This window comes from Flavobacterium psychrotrophum (assembly GCF_003403075.1).
GTDB lineage: Bacteria > Bacteroidota > Bacteroidia > Flavobacteriales > Flavobacteriaceae > Flavobacterium > Flavobacterium psychrotrophum.
Genome location: NZ_CP031557.1, coordinates 1,246,949 through 1,263,422 on the forward strand (window position 1 = coordinate 1,246,949; position 16,474 = coordinate 1,263,422).

The 16,474-nt window shown below is 46.1% G+C and carries 17 protein-coding genes and 1 pseudogene; 15 read left to right on the forward strand and 3 right to left on the reverse strand.

Annotated elements, in window-relative coordinates:
• Window positions 1-60: 60 nt before the first annotated feature.
• On the reverse strand, window positions 61-2,067 hold the full coding sequence (mobC, locus tag DYH63_RS05395) for a conjugal transfer protein MobC (RefSeq protein WP_116787846.1): 2,007 nt from the start codon (window positions 2,065-2,067) through the stop codon (window positions 61-63).
• Between the two features lie 294 nt (window positions 2,068-2,361).
• On the opposite strand from mobC, the pseudogene DYH63_RS05400 reads away from it, so the two are divergent.
• From DYH63_RS05400 to DYH63_RS05405, 3 genes and pseudogenes are all read left to right on the forward strand, one after another.
• Window positions 2,362-3,057, forward strand: a pseudogene (locus DYH63_RS05400) (SDR family NAD(P)-dependent oxidoreductase); the annotation flags it as partial.
• A 65-nt stretch (window positions 3,058-3,122) separates the two neighbouring features.
• On the forward strand, window positions 3,123-3,305 hold the full coding sequence (locus tag DYH63_RS21745; protein WP_369692819.1) for a hypothetical protein: 183 nt from the start codon (window positions 3,123-3,125) through the stop codon (window positions 3,303-3,305).
• Between the two features lie 54 nt (window positions 3,306-3,359).
• A complete protein-coding gene (locus tag DYH63_RS05405) occupies window positions 3,360-4,037 on the forward strand; it encodes a helix-turn-helix domain-containing protein (protein ID WP_369692820.1) in 678 nt (225 codons plus the stop codon).
• 35 nt (window positions 4,038-4,072) lie between these two features.
• On the opposite strand, the gene mobB is transcribed toward DYH63_RS05405, so the two are convergent.
• Together mobB and mobA are read right to left on the reverse strand one after the other, a co-directional pair.
• Window positions 4,073-5,338, reverse strand: a complete 1,266-nt coding sequence (gene mobB / locus DYH63_RS05410) for a conjugal transfer protein MobB (RefSeq protein WP_116787847.1) — start codon at window positions 5,336-5,338, stop codon at window positions 4,073-4,075.
• Window positions 5,335-5,778, reverse strand: coding sequence for a conjugal transfer protein MobA (gene mobA / locus DYH63_RS05415; protein WP_116787848.1), 444 nt, complete (start codon window positions 5,776-5,778; stop codon window positions 5,335-5,337). Before mobA ends, mobB begins: the two co-directional genes overlap by 4 nt.
• A 597-nt stretch (window positions 5,779-6,375) precedes the next feature.
• Here mobA and DYH63_RS05420 point away from each other — a divergent pair.
• The 12 genes from DYH63_RS05420 (at window position 6,376) to traN (ending at window position 16,448) form a co-directional block, all read left to right on the forward strand.
• Entirely contained in the window at window positions 6,376-7,161 is a 786-nt protein-coding gene (locus tag DYH63_RS05420; RefSeq protein WP_116787849.1) for a ParA family protein, read from the forward strand.
• Complete coding sequence (locus DYH63_RS05425) at window positions 7,148-7,549, forward strand: DUF3408 domain-containing protein (RefSeq protein WP_116787850.1); 402 nt, start codon at window positions 7,148-7,150, stop codon at window positions 7,547-7,549. Before DYH63_RS05420 ends, DYH63_RS05425 begins: the two co-directional genes overlap by 14 nt.
• Window positions 7,550-7,551: 2 nt before the next feature.
• The gene (locus tag DYH63_RS05430; RefSeq protein WP_116787851.1) at window positions 7,552-8,184 is read left to right on the forward strand and encodes a hypothetical protein; all 633 of its coding nucleotides are present in this window, start codon (window positions 7,552-7,554) and stop codon (window positions 8,182-8,184) included.
• A gap of 330 nt (window positions 8,185-8,514) precedes the next feature.
• Complete coding sequence (locus DYH63_RS05435) at window positions 8,515-8,820, forward strand: DUF4134 domain-containing protein (protein WP_116787852.1); 306 nt, start codon at window positions 8,515-8,517, stop codon at window positions 8,818-8,820.
• 11 nt (window positions 8,821-8,831) lie between these two features.
• Window positions 8,832-9,164: a DUF4133 domain-containing protein gene (locus DYH63_RS05440; protein ID WP_116787853.1), complete on the forward strand. Its 333-nt coding sequence runs from the start codon at window positions 8,832-8,834 to the stop codon at window positions 9,162-9,164.
• Window positions 9,161-11,659: a TraG family conjugative transposon ATPase gene (locus DYH63_RS05445; protein ID WP_116787854.1), complete on the forward strand. Its 2,499-nt coding sequence runs from the start codon at window positions 9,161-9,163 to the stop codon at window positions 11,657-11,659. Before DYH63_RS05440 ends, DYH63_RS05445 begins: the two co-directional genes overlap by 4 nt.
• Before the next feature lie 20 nt (window positions 11,660-11,679).
• Window positions 11,680-12,309 (forward strand): DUF4141 domain-containing protein, encoded by a 630-nt coding sequence (locus DYH63_RS05450; protein ID WP_116787855.1) that lies wholly within the window; start codon window positions 11,680-11,682, stop codon window positions 12,307-12,309.
• A 15-nt stretch (window positions 12,310-12,324) separates the two neighbouring features.
• Window positions 12,325-13,320 carry a conjugative transposon protein TraJ gene (gene traJ / locus DYH63_RS05455; RefSeq protein WP_116790742.1) on the forward strand — a complete coding sequence of 332 codons (996 nt, stop codon included), beginning with the start codon at window positions 12,325-12,327 and terminating at the stop codon, window positions 13,318-13,320.
• A 21-nt stretch (window positions 13,321-13,341) separates the two neighbouring features.
• Entirely contained in the window at window positions 13,342-13,965 is a 624-nt protein-coding gene (gene traK / locus DYH63_RS05460) for a conjugative transposon protein TraK (protein WP_116787856.1), read from the forward strand.
• Between the two features lie 11 nt (window positions 13,966-13,976).
• Window positions 13,977-14,246 carry a hypothetical protein gene (locus tag DYH63_RS05465; protein ID WP_116787857.1) on the forward strand — a complete coding sequence of 90 codons (270 nt, stop codon included), beginning with the start codon at window positions 13,977-13,979 and terminating at the stop codon, window positions 14,244-14,246.
• Window positions 14,247-14,325: 79 nt separating this feature from the next.
• Entirely contained in the window at window positions 14,326-15,540 is a 1,215-nt protein-coding gene (gene traM / locus DYH63_RS05470) for a conjugative transposon protein TraM (protein WP_162926935.1), read from the forward strand.
• A gap of 17 nt (window positions 15,541-15,557) precedes the next feature.
• Window positions 15,558-16,448: a conjugative transposon protein TraN gene (gene traN / locus DYH63_RS05475; protein ID WP_116787859.1), complete on the forward strand. Its 891-nt coding sequence runs from the start codon at window positions 15,558-15,560 to the stop codon at window positions 16,446-16,448.
• Window positions 16,449-16,474: the final 26 nt, after the last annotated feature.

A 16,474-nucleotide genomic window follows, 5' to 3' on the forward strand; every position in this document is an offset into this window, starting at 1 on the left:
ATGTTTAATTTTGACGCTTTAATCGGAAATATTCCGATTATTTACTCAATATTTATCAAATCATGTTTTATTACCTGGCGTCAAATGCTGTAAATCCGGATCATTCTTAATCCTGTTTAATTCCAAATCAATGATATTTACAATATCCAGTTTGATTTGGCGGTAGTTATCATCGATATCCCTGGCCATCCGGTCTTTCCCATCCTTATCAGAGAACGAGCGAATATTAGGTATCTTCTGATAGCTTTTTTCCTCATTTGCTATTTTCGAGGCGTCTACGACAATTTCAGCATGGAATATCTTCTGTGCTATGCGCTCATCAAAATTATCCGATACAGCCCCTACAAACATCCCCTGTGTGAGCGTCGCTATTTTACTTGCCGGTATCAGGCTGTCGAGCTGGGTGGATATGGAGGTTGATTTATCGTTTCGGTTGATAGTCATACTCTGGCGTTTTTGCAGGACCTTACCGAAACGTTCTGAGAGGCTCTTAGCGGTTTCCCCAACGACCTGCCCACTGAAGATATTACCCACCGTATTCTGGATCACTTTACTTTCCTTATCCCCATAATCACGGGTAAGCTGCGAGTAATCCTGAAAACCAAGGCAGACGGCGACTTTGTTACTACGGGCAGTCGCAATAAGGTTGTCCAGCCCACGAAAGTAGATGGTGGGCAGCTCATCGATGATGACCGAGCTTTTTAATTGCCCTTTCTTGTTGATTAGCTTCACGATGCGTGAATTATACAATCCCAGTGCGGCAGAATAAATGTTCTGGCGGTCGGGGTTGTTTCCTACGCAAAGTATTTTCGGTTCATTAGGATTATTGATATCAAGGGTAAAATCATCACCTGTCATCACCCAATACAATTGCGGCGATATCATCCTTGACAAGGGTATTTTCGCAGAGGCAATCTGTCCCTGGAGCTGATCCTGCGCCCCGCCCTGCCAGGCATCCATAAAAGGCGACAGGTAATTTTCCAGCTCCTGATAAGATGTCAATATCGTAAACACATCGGCATACTTCTTATTCAGCAGCTCTATGGCGTGCGGGAAAGTGCAGTAGCGTCCGTTGTCGTAGATTTTTAGAAACCAAATGATGGCAGCGAGGAGAATGATTGGGGATTCTACAAAGAAGTCGCCCTGTTTCTGTATCCAGCTGCGGTTCAGGTTGAGCATGATGGTATAGGCCGATTCGTAGGCATCGGAAATATCGGTCATGAAATCCGGGTTAATGGGATTACAACGGTGGCTGCGGCGCGGGTCGTCAAAGTTGATGACATAGAATTTGGGTTTGACCTTATAATTATCCGCATATTTTAATAAGTGGTTGTAGGCTATGGTTGAAAGGTCATCAAACTTAAAGTCGTAGATATACATGGAAAACCCTTTTTCGATATGCTGGCGGATGTAATTGTTTACTACTGCAAAGGACTTACCCGAGCCGGGTGTGCCCAATACTATAGTTGCCCTGAAGGGGTTGACGATATTGATCCAGCCGTTGTGCCACTTTTTGTTGTAGTAGAATTTGGTCGGCAGGTTCACCGAATACTCGTTTTCCATGAGCTGGGTTTCCTGTTGGAAACTTTCATTTTCGGTATTGAAAACATCATCCATAAGGTTATTCCGTAATAACCTTGACAACCACACACCTCCGACCATCAGGCAGATGTAACCGGTCGCAACAATTGCCATGTATGCCGTTACAGCCCACCCGCTACCCAAAGAAAGCATCCACCCGCTACAGAAGAAAAACAGAAAACCTACGGCTAATATTCCGTTGATTTTGGTCCAGGTAACCTTTTCATTTTTGACCCCTTTGGTACCAAGGCAGCTTAACGCTAAAAGTAGTACCGTAAAAACCTTGGTATACAGCCCATAGGAGAATAGTCCCGCTGTACGCTGGAAATTGGACAGTATCTTATTAACCAGGTTTAGTGTCCAGCCCTTATCCAAAAACCAGCCATAGCAAAACCAGTAAAAGTGCATCAGCAAAATAAGAATGCTGACCGCGCGCATAAAAGCCATTATTTTGGCAAGCCCCCTGATGTCGTCTTCTCCCTGCATAGTATAGATTTTGAATGTTATGCCCTGAACTTAGCCGTTTTACCAGCGCTTAGGGATGCTATGGTACTCCTTGTCGCCGGGAGGCACCATTTGGACGTAAAGGATTAGATATTTAGCATAACTATTTTCCCGTTTAGGCTACAGGAATTCCCGATTTGGCTACATCAGGCACAGCGGTAAGGCAGAATTTTGCACTATATCATTAAAAGATAAAATCATGCAGACAAACAAAACAAAAGTGCTCTTGTTACAGGCGCTAATACCGGTGTAGGATTTCAGGTTGCCAAGGCCCTCGCCGAAAATAATTACATTGTCTACGTAGGCTCAAGGGATTTACAAAAAGGAGAAGCCGCCGCCAAAGAAATTGGCACAAACGCCAGGGTTATTCAATTGGATATTACCAATACCGATGCTGTTAACGCTGCGGTAGCGAAGGTTCAGGAAGAGTTTGGATACCTCTCATTGTTAGTGAACAATGCCGCCATTTCCCATGCCGGAAAGGCAGGACGCACTATGGAAGAAATCTTAGGGGCTCAAAAACCAAGCCTCGTATCTATCGAAGAATTGCAAACGGTCTGGAATACCAATGTATTCAGTACGCTTGCCATAACTCAGGCATTCCTACCGTTGTTGAGGGAAACAACGGCGTCACGTATTGTTACGGTTTCTAGTGCCTTGGGTTCTCTCACGATCAATTCAAATCCTCACAATCCCTACCGCTCGGCATTTGATGCTATATATGGCGCATCTAAAACGGCGCTTAACGGTATTTTTCTATCGTTAGCAATAGAGCTTGAAAATACAGGGATCAAAGTACATTTGGTGAGTCCAGGATTTACAGCAACGGCGCTTAATAATTTTCAGGGGACCGATACGGTAGAATACGGTTCCTTAGAGCCAATCCGTGTGTCATTGGCAGAAGACCTGCCGAATGGAAGTTTTACCGGGCCGGCTGATTTTTCAGGTGAAAACAAGATACTTCCATGGTAATACTTTAAGTAAAGACTAAAACCCGCGATAGCGTTTCTATCGTGGGTTTTATCTAAATTTGATATATGAAAAAGAAAAATCTGGTACGGTTTAAGACTATTTCTGAAAGCCATGAGGCCTTTGGATTGCCCAAACCCCAGCATCCGTTGATAAGCCTGGTTCATTTCCATGAAGGCAATCCTTTTAATACGGATATGGCGCCTATTTATGATATTGTAGATTTCTATAAAATAACTTTTATTACATGAAACAGCGGAAGGCTGAAATACGGGCAGGCTTATTATGATTATGACGATGGAAGTATGCTTTTTATCGCACCCAACCAGTTAGTGGGCAGTACAGATTATAACAGTAAGACGTATGCTTATTTATTGCTTATCCATCCTGATTTTCTATTGGGTTATCCCTTGGCAAAAAAGATAAAGCAATATGGTTATTTCTCGTACTCAATGAATGAAGCCCTGCACTTATCCAATCAAGAAAGGGATATTATTTTATCTGTGTTTCAGATTATGGAAAGGGAGATCAATGCCCGTGTTGATGAGTTCAGCCAGGAAGTAATTGTTTCACAGGTCGACTTACTGCTGAATTACGTTAACCGTTTTTACAAGCGCCAGTTTATTACGCGTAAAACGGTAAACGATGATATACTACACAAAACCGAAGTACTCTTAGATGCCTATTTTGAGAATGGGCAAACCTTAAAACAGGGACTGCCTACGGTACAATACCTTTCCGAACAACTCAACTTATCTACAGGCTATTTAAGTGATTTACTGCGTTCGGTTATCGGCTTAAATGCGCAACAGTACATTCATTTAAAACTGATAGAAAAGGCTAAGGAAAAACTATCCGCTACCAACTTATCCATCAGTGAAATCGCTTACGAATTAGGTTTTGAACATTCGCAGTCGTTCAGCAAACTGTTTAAGACAAAAACAAAGCTTTCCCCGCTGGAGTTCAGGCAATCTTTTAACTGAGCATGCAATAGTATTCGCTTTGCATTTCAGGATAGTTAAGACTGTCCCCGGCGGTATTTTCTCTTTTTCTTCATCCGGTTTTCAAAATCGCGTTCTTCATAATCCTCACCCTGGCTGTCCGGTAATAAACTTCCCAAAGCCTCGAATATACCGTCATTCCTGGTAGGAGTCAAAAATTCAAATGGGTCTTTTTCATCATTATAGACCGGTGAAGGCGATAGTTTATTGACCTGTGCGATATCCGAATTGATTTTGATACCGTTGTTCCACCAGTCGTTAAAGACGTTAGCGGAAAGGGTTTTACCCAGTTGTGAGCCATTCCATACACTCCGGGATTCATGGTCGATGAACGTAATCCCGTAGACCCTGCTTTCGTTATTGCGGCGTACCACGACATTTATACCCTGCTCAAGCAATTGCCTTTTAAAATTACTTTCACTATTTGCCATGTGCATCGCTGCTTCAATACTGTTTTTTAGTAGGGTCCTGGATGGATGTTTAGCCATTACAGTTTTAGATTTTTCAAAGTGCATTTCCAGAGACTCCAGTCCGGCATATTTCCCGAATAAGGAAGACTTAAAAGGCTTACTTGTCTTTTCACCTTTAGTATCAAGCGTAAAGTAGACTAATCCTTTTTTGGTAACCCCATTGGCTTCACCGCTTATCGGTTCGGCAGTAATGTTGAACAGTGAAAGCAACGCATTATAGGTACCCAGATTGGGAAAGCTGTAGTATTTAGGAAGATAGCGTATGACTGCTGCCATCTGGCTTTTAACGTCACCTTTGATATAGTCCACAGGCTTGAAAACTGTTTTTTCATTCCGTTGCGTTTTTTCATCAGCAGGTATAAGATTGAATGCTTTTTCCAGGTTTCGGCAGGCGGCCATGGATCGGTGGTGGTCGTAATTGTCGGGAATTTTACTTCCGTCAAGTTGTACGCAGGTGGTTACGATATGGATGTGGGTACGCTCTATATCGTTATGTTTGTACACGATATACGGCTGAGTTGCGTAACCCATTTCCATCATGTACTGCTCTGCCATTTGCATAAAACGGTCATCACTCACTTTATCGGATGGGTCAGGATTAAGGGATATGTGCCGCACGGGTTTCTCGGTTTTATTATTGGCTAATAGGTAGGGCTCAAAAGCCCGGCAGATTTGGGCCACGGTGAAGTTACCATCATTGGGGTCTGGTATTTTGTGGGCAAGCAATATTTTGCCGTTTTGCTTATCCACTTTTAGTTGATTGTAAGAAACAGCACCAAAAATATTCATCCCTTTTCCGATTTTAGCAATCATTTTTTTGTGTCATTAAGCAGGTATTTTGATTCAAATTCCTGCGTCAGTTCGATAATATTTTTACATAAAGCAGCCATTTCAATAGTCTGCTTTTCCAATCTGTAGAGGTAAGCAGCCGCCTTTTTTTCTGAAAAATTCCGGTATAATATCTTCACCACCTGGTTATAATTCACACCGATTGAGCGAAAAAGACTGAAAAATTTAGTCAGTTGTGTATGGTATTCCATTGCCTGCAGGTCAATTTTTACGGTTTTAATTTCCCTTTCCAGCAGTAGCGAAATGATAAATTTCGCCTTGTTGTGCATACCCGAGCTTTCAAAAAGCGACAGCAGTTTGGCATTTTCTTCGTCATTCAGGCGAAACACATGGCGGTGTGTGCTGGGATTCACCTTGGGCTTGCGCCCCCCTTTGTTTCTCTTAAAGTTATCCTTCTCATCCATCATACATCCATTTTAAAATTAAAAACAGCCGACTTTGGAGGATGTTTCCAGCCCCCTGCCAGGGCAAGTCGTTTTGAGGCACCGATCAGGTTTCGGGTGCCTCAAAACATAACTTGCTCCTTTCGCGGGAAAGGAAAATCCGCCTCATTCGGCGGATTGCAGTGAGCCAGGACGAAACGGCTTCAAGGCCGTTTACTTTTATCTCAACCAGTCAGTTATATACTGACAAAGTAAAGAAACCCAGTTGGCTATGGCAGCATGGGCAGCCGTGCCAAAGCCTGACAACCAGTGCCAAACAATGCTTACGGTTAAAACCACGAAACCTCATGTATTTACTTTGTGTCGATGGGTGTATGCACGTACATACGTATCTACGTAAATACATACCTGCACACATAGCTACCTGTGCAGGTATATGCATACCTGTGTATTGATGCACATATAGCGGTATTCCTATATCTATATAGTTACCGGCATACACACATGTATATGCAACCATGTACTTATGTATGTGTATACCCGTGTACCTGTGTAGGTAGATATGTACCTACGTACCTCACTATGTACCTATGTAAATAATTATATACCTATATAAATATGGAACGATTTGGCAAAACACTATTTGTTGCTTTCGCTTCTCAAAAGGGAGGTGTCGGCAAAACAACCTTTACCAGCCTTGTTGCAAGTGTACTTCATTACAGGTTGGGCTTTAACGTGGCGGTAATAGACTGTGACTACCCACAATACAGCCTTGTACAGATGCGCGAGCGGGATATGAAAATGGTCATGGAAAATGATGGGATGAAAAAGCTGGCGCACCGGCAGTTTCAGTCACTGGGTAAAAAAGCCTATGCTGTTGTACAACAGCAGCCGGATACCGCATTGGAGGCCGCTGAGCGATTGATAAGGGAAAAGCAACACAACCTTGATATCGTGTTCTTTGACTTACCCGGTACCGTAAATGCCCCGGGTATCATCAAGGCATTGGCAGGCATGGACTATATTTTTACGCCACTGGTGGCCGACCGTGTGGTCATGGAAAGTACCCTGGTTTTTACCCAATTGGTCACGGATGTCTTGATGAAACAAAAACAAGTAGCCATCAGGCAAATTTATTTATTCTGGAACCAGGTAGACGGACGCGAACGCAATCTGCTTTATGCTTATTACAGTTCCGTTATCCAATCACTTACATTGAAACTTATGGAAACTTCGGTGGCTGCCAGCGTCCGTTTTAGAAAAGAAAATGATGCCGAGGGCCGGGGCATTTTCCGTTCGACTTTATTGCCTGCAGATGAAAAACTGCTTCAGGGCTGTAACCTTGAGGGGTTTATCAACGAGTTTTTAAAAATATTAAATGAGGATAACGATGGAGAAGGATAACAAAGACAAAGACCCTGAAATTGATGAGCAATACCTGATCTCTATGATGGCTGGTGGTGTGCGGAAGGAAGGGCTTGCCCATGATTCAAAGCAACCGATGGATACCGGACAGAAACAGGAGCCAAAATCAAAACCAAAGGCTAAAACGAAGGGCACTTCCAATTATGAAGAGCAGTTTTTAAGAAATAAAGACGGCAGCGCCCGCAGTGGTAAGGTCGTATACATTCGGTCCGAATTTCACGAAAGGTTGTCGCGTATCGTTCAGGTGATTGGTGAGGATAAGGTGAGCATCTATGAGTATATGGATAATCTACTGGAACACCATTTCAATGAATTTGGTAACGAGATCACCCAAAGTTTTAATGATAAATATAAACCAATATTGTAGTTATGGAAAAGATAATAATAGTCTCGCTTCTGGCGGTAATAGCCATCTTACTTTACTTACGGACAAAGGCCAAAAATAACAATCAACCGAACAAAACGCAGAACGATCCCTTACCTGGGATACCCGATATTGTAGGCAGGCCAAAGCTAGGCGGGCACCCGGCAGAGCCAACACGTGCCACTGAAATCCAAAACAGCGATAACACACCTGCAACTTCTACTTTTGATAATGTAAATAAGCGGGAAGTAAAACCCGCGATTCCGCAGGAAGAGCCGGATGAAAAAGGCATACCCGACTGGGATGAAGAAGAAGAGGAAATGAAAGGGTATGCCGCAAATACAGTACATCGTATTGAGGAGGGTTTAGCTACCGGGGTTACCTATGATGAGCTTGCTGCCGTAGGGCAGTTGCTTCAGCGCAAAGCGCTTAAGGCTTCTGAAAAAAAGAGCACGGTAAGTGTAGCTTCAAAAATTGACGGGACCGAACTCATGCACATGCTGGAAACCGCCGTAGGAGATGCCTCGAAAAAGATAGCAAAACTACTTGACCGGGCTGACGACTATGAATCGGATTCAGGTTCTTCCGCCCTGCGGAATGACAATGAAGGGAATTTTGATATAGGGGATTATGTTTAATCCCCTTTTTTTGTGCTTAAAATTCTAAGTTTGAAATTCAAACTTTTGTTTAATGAATGATTTTTCACGTTCAATTTACTCCATTACTCCGCATATAGTAAATAACACAAGAGTAACACTTTTATAGCTAGCAATTCAATTGGGCAGACAGTGTCTGCCCTTTTAATCGGTCCATGTGTAAAAGAGGATTCGTTTCTGGCTGAAATCGCGACCAATACAGCCAATAATGCCCACGGAAAGCCATTACTAAACCTCTACTGTTTTACTACAGACATTTACTCTAACCCTGCACCTGGCAGGTAATTAACAACCATTAATTCGGTAAATATTATGAAGAATCAAAACAGAAAACTACTGTTCACGGCGGCATTGCTGCTGGCAGTATCGTGGGCATTCGCCCAGGGAGATGGCTCAGCCGGTATCACGGAAGCCACCCAGATGGTTACATCGTATTTCGCTCCGGCAGTACAGCTTATCTATGCCATTGGGGCTGTGGTCGGACTGATTGGAGGTGTTAAGGTGTACAACAAGTTCAGTAGCGGTGACCCGGATACAAGTAAAACGGCAGCCAGCTGGTTTGGCGCGTGTATCTTTTTAATCGTGGCGGCTACCATCCTGCAATCGTTCTTCCTGTAAAACCAAATGTTATGAACAGCTATAACATTAATAAGGGTATTGGCAGGACGGTCGAGTTCAAGGGGCTTAAGGCGCAGTACCTGTTCATTTTCGCAGGCGGGCTCTTAGCCGTATTGATTGTGGTGATGGTGCTCTACATCGCCGATGTAGGCTCTTATGGTTGTATGGGCATTGGTGGTGGCGGAGCCGGATTAATCATTTGGCAAACGTTCGCGCTGAACAAAAAGCACGGCGAGCACGGGCTGATGAAACTGAGGGCGAAAAAACGCCACCCGAGATACATTATTTGCCGCAGGCAAATCCGAAGGTACATCCGGTCGAATCCTAAAAAGGAAACGGTATGAGAAGCACAGCCAAAGCCACTACACTGGAACGTAAATTCCCGCTGCTGGCCGTGGAAGAAAACTGTATCCTGAGCAAGGATGCCGATATTACCGCCTGCTTTGCGGTACACCTGCCGGAACTCTTTACCGTAGCTCAAGCCGAATACGAAGCCCTCCATGCGGCTTGGCATAAAGCCGTAAAAACCCTGCCGGACTACACGGTCGTTCACAAGCAGGACTGGTATATTAAGGAGAATTACACACCCGAGCTGAATGAGGAAGGCTTGAGTTTTTTGGGCAGGTCGTACAAACAGCATTTTAACGAACGCCCGTTCCTGAACCATTACTGTTACCTGTTTTTGACCAAGACCACCAAGGAGCGGATGCGTATGCAAAGCAACTTTTCGTCGCTGTGCCGTGGCAGGCTGGTCCCGAAGGAAGCGAGGGATAAAGAAGCGGTGTACCAGTTTATGGAAGCAGTGGCCCAGTTTGAGCGCATTGTAAACGATTCCGGCCTCGTAAAGATGGAACGGCTGACGGAGGATGCCATCATCGGGACCGATGAAGCACCGGGACTGTTGGAACAATACCTGACTTTGTCACGTAGTGGCAATGAACCGATGCAGGACATCGCCCTTGGCGGTGAAGAGGTACGTATCGGGAACAAGCGACTGTGTTTGCACACGCTATCCGATACGGACGACCTACCGGGTACGGTATCAGCCGATACGAGGTACGAGAAACTGTCGACCGACCGCAGTGATTGCCGGCTGTCGTTTGCAGCGCCCGTCGGGCTGCTGCTCAGCTGCAACCACATCTACAACCAGTATTTGTTTTTGGACAATAGCGAGGCCAACCTGCAAAAATTTGAGAAGTCGGCGCGGAACATGCACTCGCTGGCACGTTACAGCCGCAGCAACCAGATCAATAAGGAATGGATTGAACGCTACCTGAATGAAGCCCATTCGTATGGGCTGTCATCCGTCAGGGCACACTTCAACGTCATCGCCTGGTCGGACGATCCGCAGGAACTGAAGCAGGTAAAGAACGACACGGGCAGTGCCTTGGCACTAATGGAATGCAAGCCTCGTCACAATACTACCGATGTAGCCACCTTGTATTGGGCGGGTATGCCCGGTAACGCCGGGGATTTCCCGAGTGAAGAGAGTTTCTACACCTTTATTGAACCGGCCTTATGCTTTTTCAGTGAGGAAACGAACTATAGGGATTCGCCATCGCCCTTTGGGCTAAAGATGGCGGACCGGCTGACGGGCAACCCCATCCACCTGGACATTTCCGACCTGCCCATGAAGCGCGGTGTTATCACGAACCGTAACAAATTCATACTGGGGCCTTCAGGAAGCGGTAAGTCGTTTTTTACCAACCACATGGTACGGCAGTATTATGAACAGGGCGCCCACGTGCTGTTGGTGGATACCGGTAACAGCTACCAGGGTTTGTGTGAACTGATCCACGGAAAGACCAAAGGAAATGATGGGGTGTATTTTACCTATACAGAAGACAACCCGATTGCTTTCAACCCATTCTACACGGATGATGGCATTTATGACATCGAAAAGCGTGAGAGTATCAAAACCTTAATCCTGACGTTGTGGAAACGTGATGACGAGCCGCCCACCCGGGCGGAAGAAGTTGCACTATCCAATGCGGTAAGCGGTTATATTGAACAGGTTAGGGGAGGAGTAGTCCCATCGTTTAACGGCTTTTATGAATATGTGCAGGGCAACTATAAGAAGGTATTGGAGCAAAAGAAAGTCCGGGAAAAGGACTTTGACCTTGCGAACTTCCTGAACGTGCTGGAGCCGTACTATAAAGGCGGTGAGTACGACTATTTGCTGAATTCGGACAAGCAGCTTGACCTGCTTTCCAAACGCTTTATAGTCTTTGAGATTGATGCGATAAAGGACCATAAAATCCTTTTCCCGATTGTCACCATCATTATCATGGAGGTGTTCATCAACAAAATGCGCAGGCTGAAAGGCGTGCGTAAGCTCATACTGATTGAGGAGGCCTGGAAAGCCATTGCCAAGGAAGGCATGGCCGAGTACATCAAATACCTGTTCAAGACGGTACGTAAGTTTTTTGGGGAGGCTATTGTGGTTACCCAGGAAGTCGATGACATCATCCAGTCGCCCATTGTCAAGGAAAGTATCATCAACAATTCCGATTGTAAGATACTGCTTGACCAGCGCAAGTACATGAACAAGTTCGATGATATTCAGAGTATGCTGGGGCTGACCGATAAGGAGAAGGCACAGGTACTCTCCATCAACATGAACAACGACCCATCGCGGCTTTATAAGGAAGTCTGGATTGGGCTTGGTGGCACGCACTCGGCAGTGTATGCAACCGAAGTGAGCCTGGAGGAATACTTAGCCTATACCACAGAAGAAAGCGAAAAGTTGGAAGTGATGGAGCTGGCCAAAGCTTTGGGCGGCAATGTAGAACTCGCCATCCGGCGTATCGCGGCACAGCGCCGTGAAAGTCAACTGTAATAACCATAAAATCCAAAACGATGAAAAGAATGATGTATGCGGTGTGGGCAGCCTTGTTATTGGCTGTAGCACCAATGAGGGCGCAATGGGTAGTGAGTGACCCTACCAACCTGGCGCAGGGAATTATCAATACGGTAAACCAGATTGCCGAGACGTCGGCTACGGCTACCAATACGCTGGACAGCTTTAACAAGATCAAGGACGTGTACAACCAGGGGAAGGAATATTATGATGCCCTGAAATCCGTCAATAACCTGATACAGGATGCCCGCAGGGTACAACAGACCGTGCTTTTGGTTGGGGATATTTCTGATATGTATGTGACGAGTTTCGGGCTGATGATGAACGACCCGAATTTCACACCGGAAGAACTAAACGCCATCGCCTTTGGTTACAGCAAGCTGCTGAACGAGACGGCGGGGCTACTGGATGACCTGAGCCAGATTGTGAGTGTAACTTCCATGTCGCTCAGTGATAAGGAGCGCATGGACGTGATTGAGCGTGTGTATAAAGACGTGCTGCATTATTACAACCTGGTACGCTACTATACCAAGAAGAACATTTCCGTGAGTATCGTCAGGGCCAAGAAGCACAACGACACCCAGCGTGTTTTGGAATTGTACGGCAGTGCCAACCAAAAATACTGGTAAATGATCGCGCTTGATATTGAGTTTGACAACCTGCACGAGGTGCTGCGCTCGCTCTATGACGAGATGATGCCGCTCTCGGCAGAGATGGCGGCTGTGGCCAAGGGGCTTGCCGGGCTTGGGGCGTTATTTTATGTCGCCCTTAATGTCTGGCGGGCACTCAGCCGCGCCGAACCGATAGACCTGTTCCCACTGCTCAGGCCTTTTGCCCTGGGGCTTTGTATCATGTTTTTTCCGACGATGGTATTGGGTACCGTAAACGCGGTGCTCAGCCCGATAGTCACGGGAACCCACGGCATACTGGAAGGCCAGGTTTTGGACCTGAATGCCTTGCAGGCACAAAAAGACCAGTTAGAGCATGAAGCGATGCTGCGCAACCCGGAGACGGCCTACCTGGTATCGGATGAAGAGTTTGACCGCCAACTGGACGAACTGGGTTGGTCACCATCAGACTTAGCAACGATGTCGGGTATGTACCTGGAACGTGGTATGTACCAGCTGGAACAGCAGATTAAGAATGCCTTCCGGGAGCTCTTGGAAATCCTGTTCAATGCTGCGGCGCTGGTCATTGATACCCTACGGACTTTTTTCCTGATTGTGCTGTCGATATTGGGACCGATTGCCTTTGCCATATCGGTATGGGATGGCTTCCAGTCCACGCTGACGCAGTGGTTTACCCGGTACATCAGCGTGTATTTATGGCTGCCGGTTTCCGACTTGTTCAGTTCGATGCTGGCCAAGATACAATCGTTGATACTGGAGCGTGATATTGAGATGCTCTCCGACCCAACGTATATCCCGGACACTTCCAATGCGGTGTACATCATTTTTATGATCATTGGCATCATCGGGTATTTTACGATACCAACGGTGACGGGCTGGATCATACAGGCGGGAGGCGCGGGCAATTATACCCGTAATGTGAACCAGGCCACACAGAAAGCAGGAAACGTGGTAGGCGCCGGAACCGGTGCGGTAACCGGAAACATCGGTGGCAGGCTGATGCATAAGTAATAATCTTTAAAAATCCTGATTATGGAATTTAAAACATTAAGGAATATTGAGAACAGCTTCAGGCAGATCAGGTTATACGCGATCGTATTTACGGTATTGTGCCTTGGGATTTCCGGCTACGCCGTCTTTGAGTCCTACCGTTTTGCCAGGGAACAACGCGAGAAGGTGTACGTATTGGATCAGGGCAAGTCGCTAATGCTCGCCTTGTCTCAGGATGCCGCGGTCAACCGGCCGGTAGAGGCGCGCGAACACGTAAGGCGTTTCCACGAACTCTTTTTCACTCTCGCACCGGATAAGGCTGCAATTGAAAACAACATGAAACGGGCCTTTAGCCTTGCGGATAAAAGCGCCTTTGACTATTATAAAGACCTTTCTGAAAAAGGTTATTATAACCGCATCATATCGGGTAATGTGCAGCAGCGTGTTGAGGTGGACAGCGTGCAATGCGCCTTTGATACCTATCCCTACAGTGTGCGCACCTATGCACGGGAATACATCATCCGTGCCAGCAACGTCACACGCAGGAGCCTGATAACGTCCTGTCTGCTGGTCAATTCGGTACGTTCGGATGTCAACCCGCAGGGGTTCAATATTGAGCAATTCCGGGTACTGGAGAACAAGGATGTTGAAGTCGTAGAACGCTAAATACCGATAGCATGCAAACTCTTGTAGAACGTATTAACGCACGTAAAGCAACATGGGAGCGCCAATGGAAACAGCTCTCGGAAAAGCAAAGGCGAAAGCTGGTACTGTATGCTTTTGGCGGCTACTGTGTGTTGACCCTGATTGTGGTCATTCAGGTGATTATGGCTTTTGGAAACGCGCCGGATGCACTGAAGGTAGACCACATTGAGAACCCCGTTAGAGTGCGACAAGACCCTAAAATGAATAGTGAATCTAAAACAGCAGCGCAACATGGAAAATGATAAGAAGAAAACGAGCGTGCAGGTGACGGAAGGTACTGTCCCTGCAAATGCAGACAAACCCCAATTTAATAAAGAGCGTTTGAAAAAGCCGATACTATTTGGCGTGATGGGGTTAATTTTTGGCGCCTGCCTGTATTTTATCTTCGGCAGGGATACCGGCAGTAAAACAACGGATGAAATAAAAATAGGGATCAATGAGGTCGTACCCCAAGCCTCCGAAGACGGGCTGCCCACGGACAAAGGCAAAGCCTATGAACAGGAAATGCAGCGGCAACGTGAGCAGCAAAAGAAAGAAGCCATGATGAGCCTTTCGGATTATTGGCAGTCCGCCAGCGCTGGAGATAGTATTACAACAGATGCTACAACAGCACCTAAAGAAGCTAGGGAAGGACAGGAAAAACAAAAAGGCAGCCCGGCACTGAGCAGTTATCGTAACATGCAGCGTTCCCTGAATACCTTCTATCAGCCACAGGCAGGACAGGAGGCACTGCGTAAGGAAAACGAAGCCCTGAAAGAAAAGCTGGAAGCCAAGGAAGCACCACAGCAGCGCAGCAATGAAGACCGCCTCGCACTAATGGAGCAGTCCTTTAAGATGGCGGCGAAATACTTTCCGGGTGGTACTGCGCCAGTGGATCAGGAGAAAGCGTCTACGGCAACCAAAAAGGACGATGAAAACTTTGTGGCGGTACAGCCGGGAAGGAAGTCGGTCGTTTCCCAGTTGCAGCGGCAGGTTCCAGATTCGGTAACACGGGCGCGTCTTGCCAATGCGGAGTTTAACGGATTCCAGACACCCACAGTTCCTGAAGAGACCGGAATAGTGGCCAGCAGTATCAAAGCCTGTGTCCACCAAACCGGTAAAATAACCGCCGATAGCAATGTGCAATTGCGTTTGGTACAGGATGCCCGTATCGGGGAAACAACCCTACCGAGTGGCTTTATTTTAAGCGCAGTGGCTAAATTCCAGCAGAACAGGCTGCAACTACAGGTCGTATCTATAGAGGTAGACGGCAGTATACTACCGGTCAACCTTACGGTGTACGACCTGGACGGACAGCAGGGGCTTAATGTCCCTTATGCTCCCGAGGTTTCGGCTGTGAACGGTACCCTGGCGAATATGGGAAATACCGCGGGTAGCAGTTTTACCATCAACCGGTCAGCAGGCCAGCAGTTGGTGGCGGATGCGAGCCGTGGGGTGATACAAGGGGTTTCGGGCTACTTTTCAAAAAAGGTCCGGGCGCAAAAAGTAACCCTTAAGGCAGGGCACCAGGTGTATTTGGTATCGAAAAAGAAATAAGATTAAAATGTAAGATTATGAAACAGTTTATAAAATACCTATTAGCAATAATTGTAGCTACTAATCCCCTGATAACATTTGCCCAGGTGAAGCAGGCAGAGGCATTAGCCCTTGGGGCTATTCCGCCCTACAGTATTGAGGTAACCTACGATAAGACCTCCCATATTATATTTCCGGCGGGTATCCGTTATGTGGATTTGGGGAGTGATTACATAATTGCGGACAAGGCGGCAGACGCAGAGAATGTCCTTCGGGTAAAAGCATCGGTACAGGGATTTGCAGACCAAACCAATTTTTCCGTGATTACGGAGGATGGCAGCTTTTACGGTTTTGACGTATGCTACAGCATTGCTCCGGCCGAAATGAGTTACAACCTGAGCAAAGGTGAACGCCAGGCTTGGCGAAATGATGCTGCGGATGTACAGTTCGAAGATTTGGGAAGTACACCGGCCTCGTTAACAGGATTATTGATGGAAACGCTGTATAAGAACAATAAAAAAGCCATCAAAAATATCAGGTCAGACAGCTATGGCATTACCTTTCGCCTGAAAGGGATCTATGTAAATAACGGTAAGTATTATTTCCACACAGAAATTGAAAATGAAACATTTGTCCCTTTTGCAGTTGACTTTATTACGTTTAAGATAGCCGACCGTAAGGTCGCGAAAAGGACGGTGATGCAGGAGAAAATATTGGAGCCATTACGTAACTACAGACCGGTAATCCCTGTCGGAGGAGAGGCAACCGAGCGTAATATTTACTTGCTGGATGTCTTTACGCTATCTGAAGGGCAGGTGCTGCTCATTGAGGTATTCGAGAAAAATGGAGGCAGGTCGCAGGTTTTAAAAGTCAAGAATTCGGATCTAGTCAAGGCACAGCCGTTGGAGAAACTCAGGCTCAAACTATAAACAGGTGAAAAAGGATTGTATTTCTT

Bases quoted from the DNA above. Each gene is read 5' to 3' on its own strand.
- DYH63_RS05440 (WP_116787853.1), top strand. From the start codon at position 8,832: ATGAACAGCTATAACATTAATAAGGGTATTGGCAGGACGGTCGAGTTC.
- traK (WP_116787856.1), top strand. From the start codon at position 13,342: ATGGAATTTAAAACATTAAGGAATATTGAGAACAGCTTCAGGCAGATC.
- DYH63_RS05450 (WP_116787855.1), top strand. From the start codon at position 11,680: ATGAAAAGAATGATGTATGCGGTGTGGGCAGCCTTGTTATTGGCTGTA.
- traN (WP_116787859.1), top strand. From the start codon at position 15,558: ATGAAACAGTTTATAAAATACCTATTAGCAATAATTGTAGCTACTAAT.
- DYH63_RS05435 (WP_116787852.1), top strand. From the start codon at position 8,515: ATGAAGAATCAAAACAGAAAACTACTGTTCACGGCGGCATTGCTGCTG.
- mobA (WP_116787848.1), bottom strand. From the start codon at position 5,778: ATGGATGAGAAGGATAACTTTAAGAGAAACAAAGGGGGGCGCAAGCCC.
- mobC (WP_116787846.1), bottom strand. From the start codon at position 2,067: ATGCAGGGAGAAGACGACATCAGGGGGCTTGCCAAAATAATGGCTTTT.
- DYH63_RS05405 (WP_369692820.1), top strand. From the start codon at position 3,360: ATGCTTTTTATCGCACCCAACCAGTTAGTGGGCAGTACAGATTATAAC.
- DYH63_RS05430 (WP_116787851.1), top strand. From the start codon at position 7,552: ATGGAAAAGATAATAATAGTCTCGCTTCTGGCGGTAATAGCCATCTTA.
- DYH63_RS05465 (WP_116787857.1), top strand. From the start codon at position 13,977: ATGCAAACTCTTGTAGAACGTATTAACGCACGTAAAGCAACATGGGAG.
- mobB (WP_116787847.1), bottom strand. From the start codon at position 5,338: ATGATTGCTAAAATCGGAAAAGGGATGAATATTTTTGGTGCTGTTTCT.
- DYH63_RS05445 (WP_116787854.1), top strand. From the start codon at position 9,161: ATGAGAAGCACAGCCAAAGCCACTACACTGGAACGTAAATTCCCGCTG.
- DYH63_RS05425 (WP_116787850.1), top strand. From the start codon at position 7,148: ATGGAGAAGGATAACAAAGACAAAGACCCTGAAATTGATGAGCAATAC.
- DYH63_RS21745 (WP_369692819.1), top strand. From the start codon at position 3,123: ATGAAAAAGAAAAATCTGGTACGGTTTAAGACTATTTCTGAAAGCCAT.
- DYH63_RS05420 (WP_116787849.1), top strand. From the start codon at position 6,376: ATGGAACGATTTGGCAAAACACTATTTGTTGCTTTCGCTTCTCAAAAG.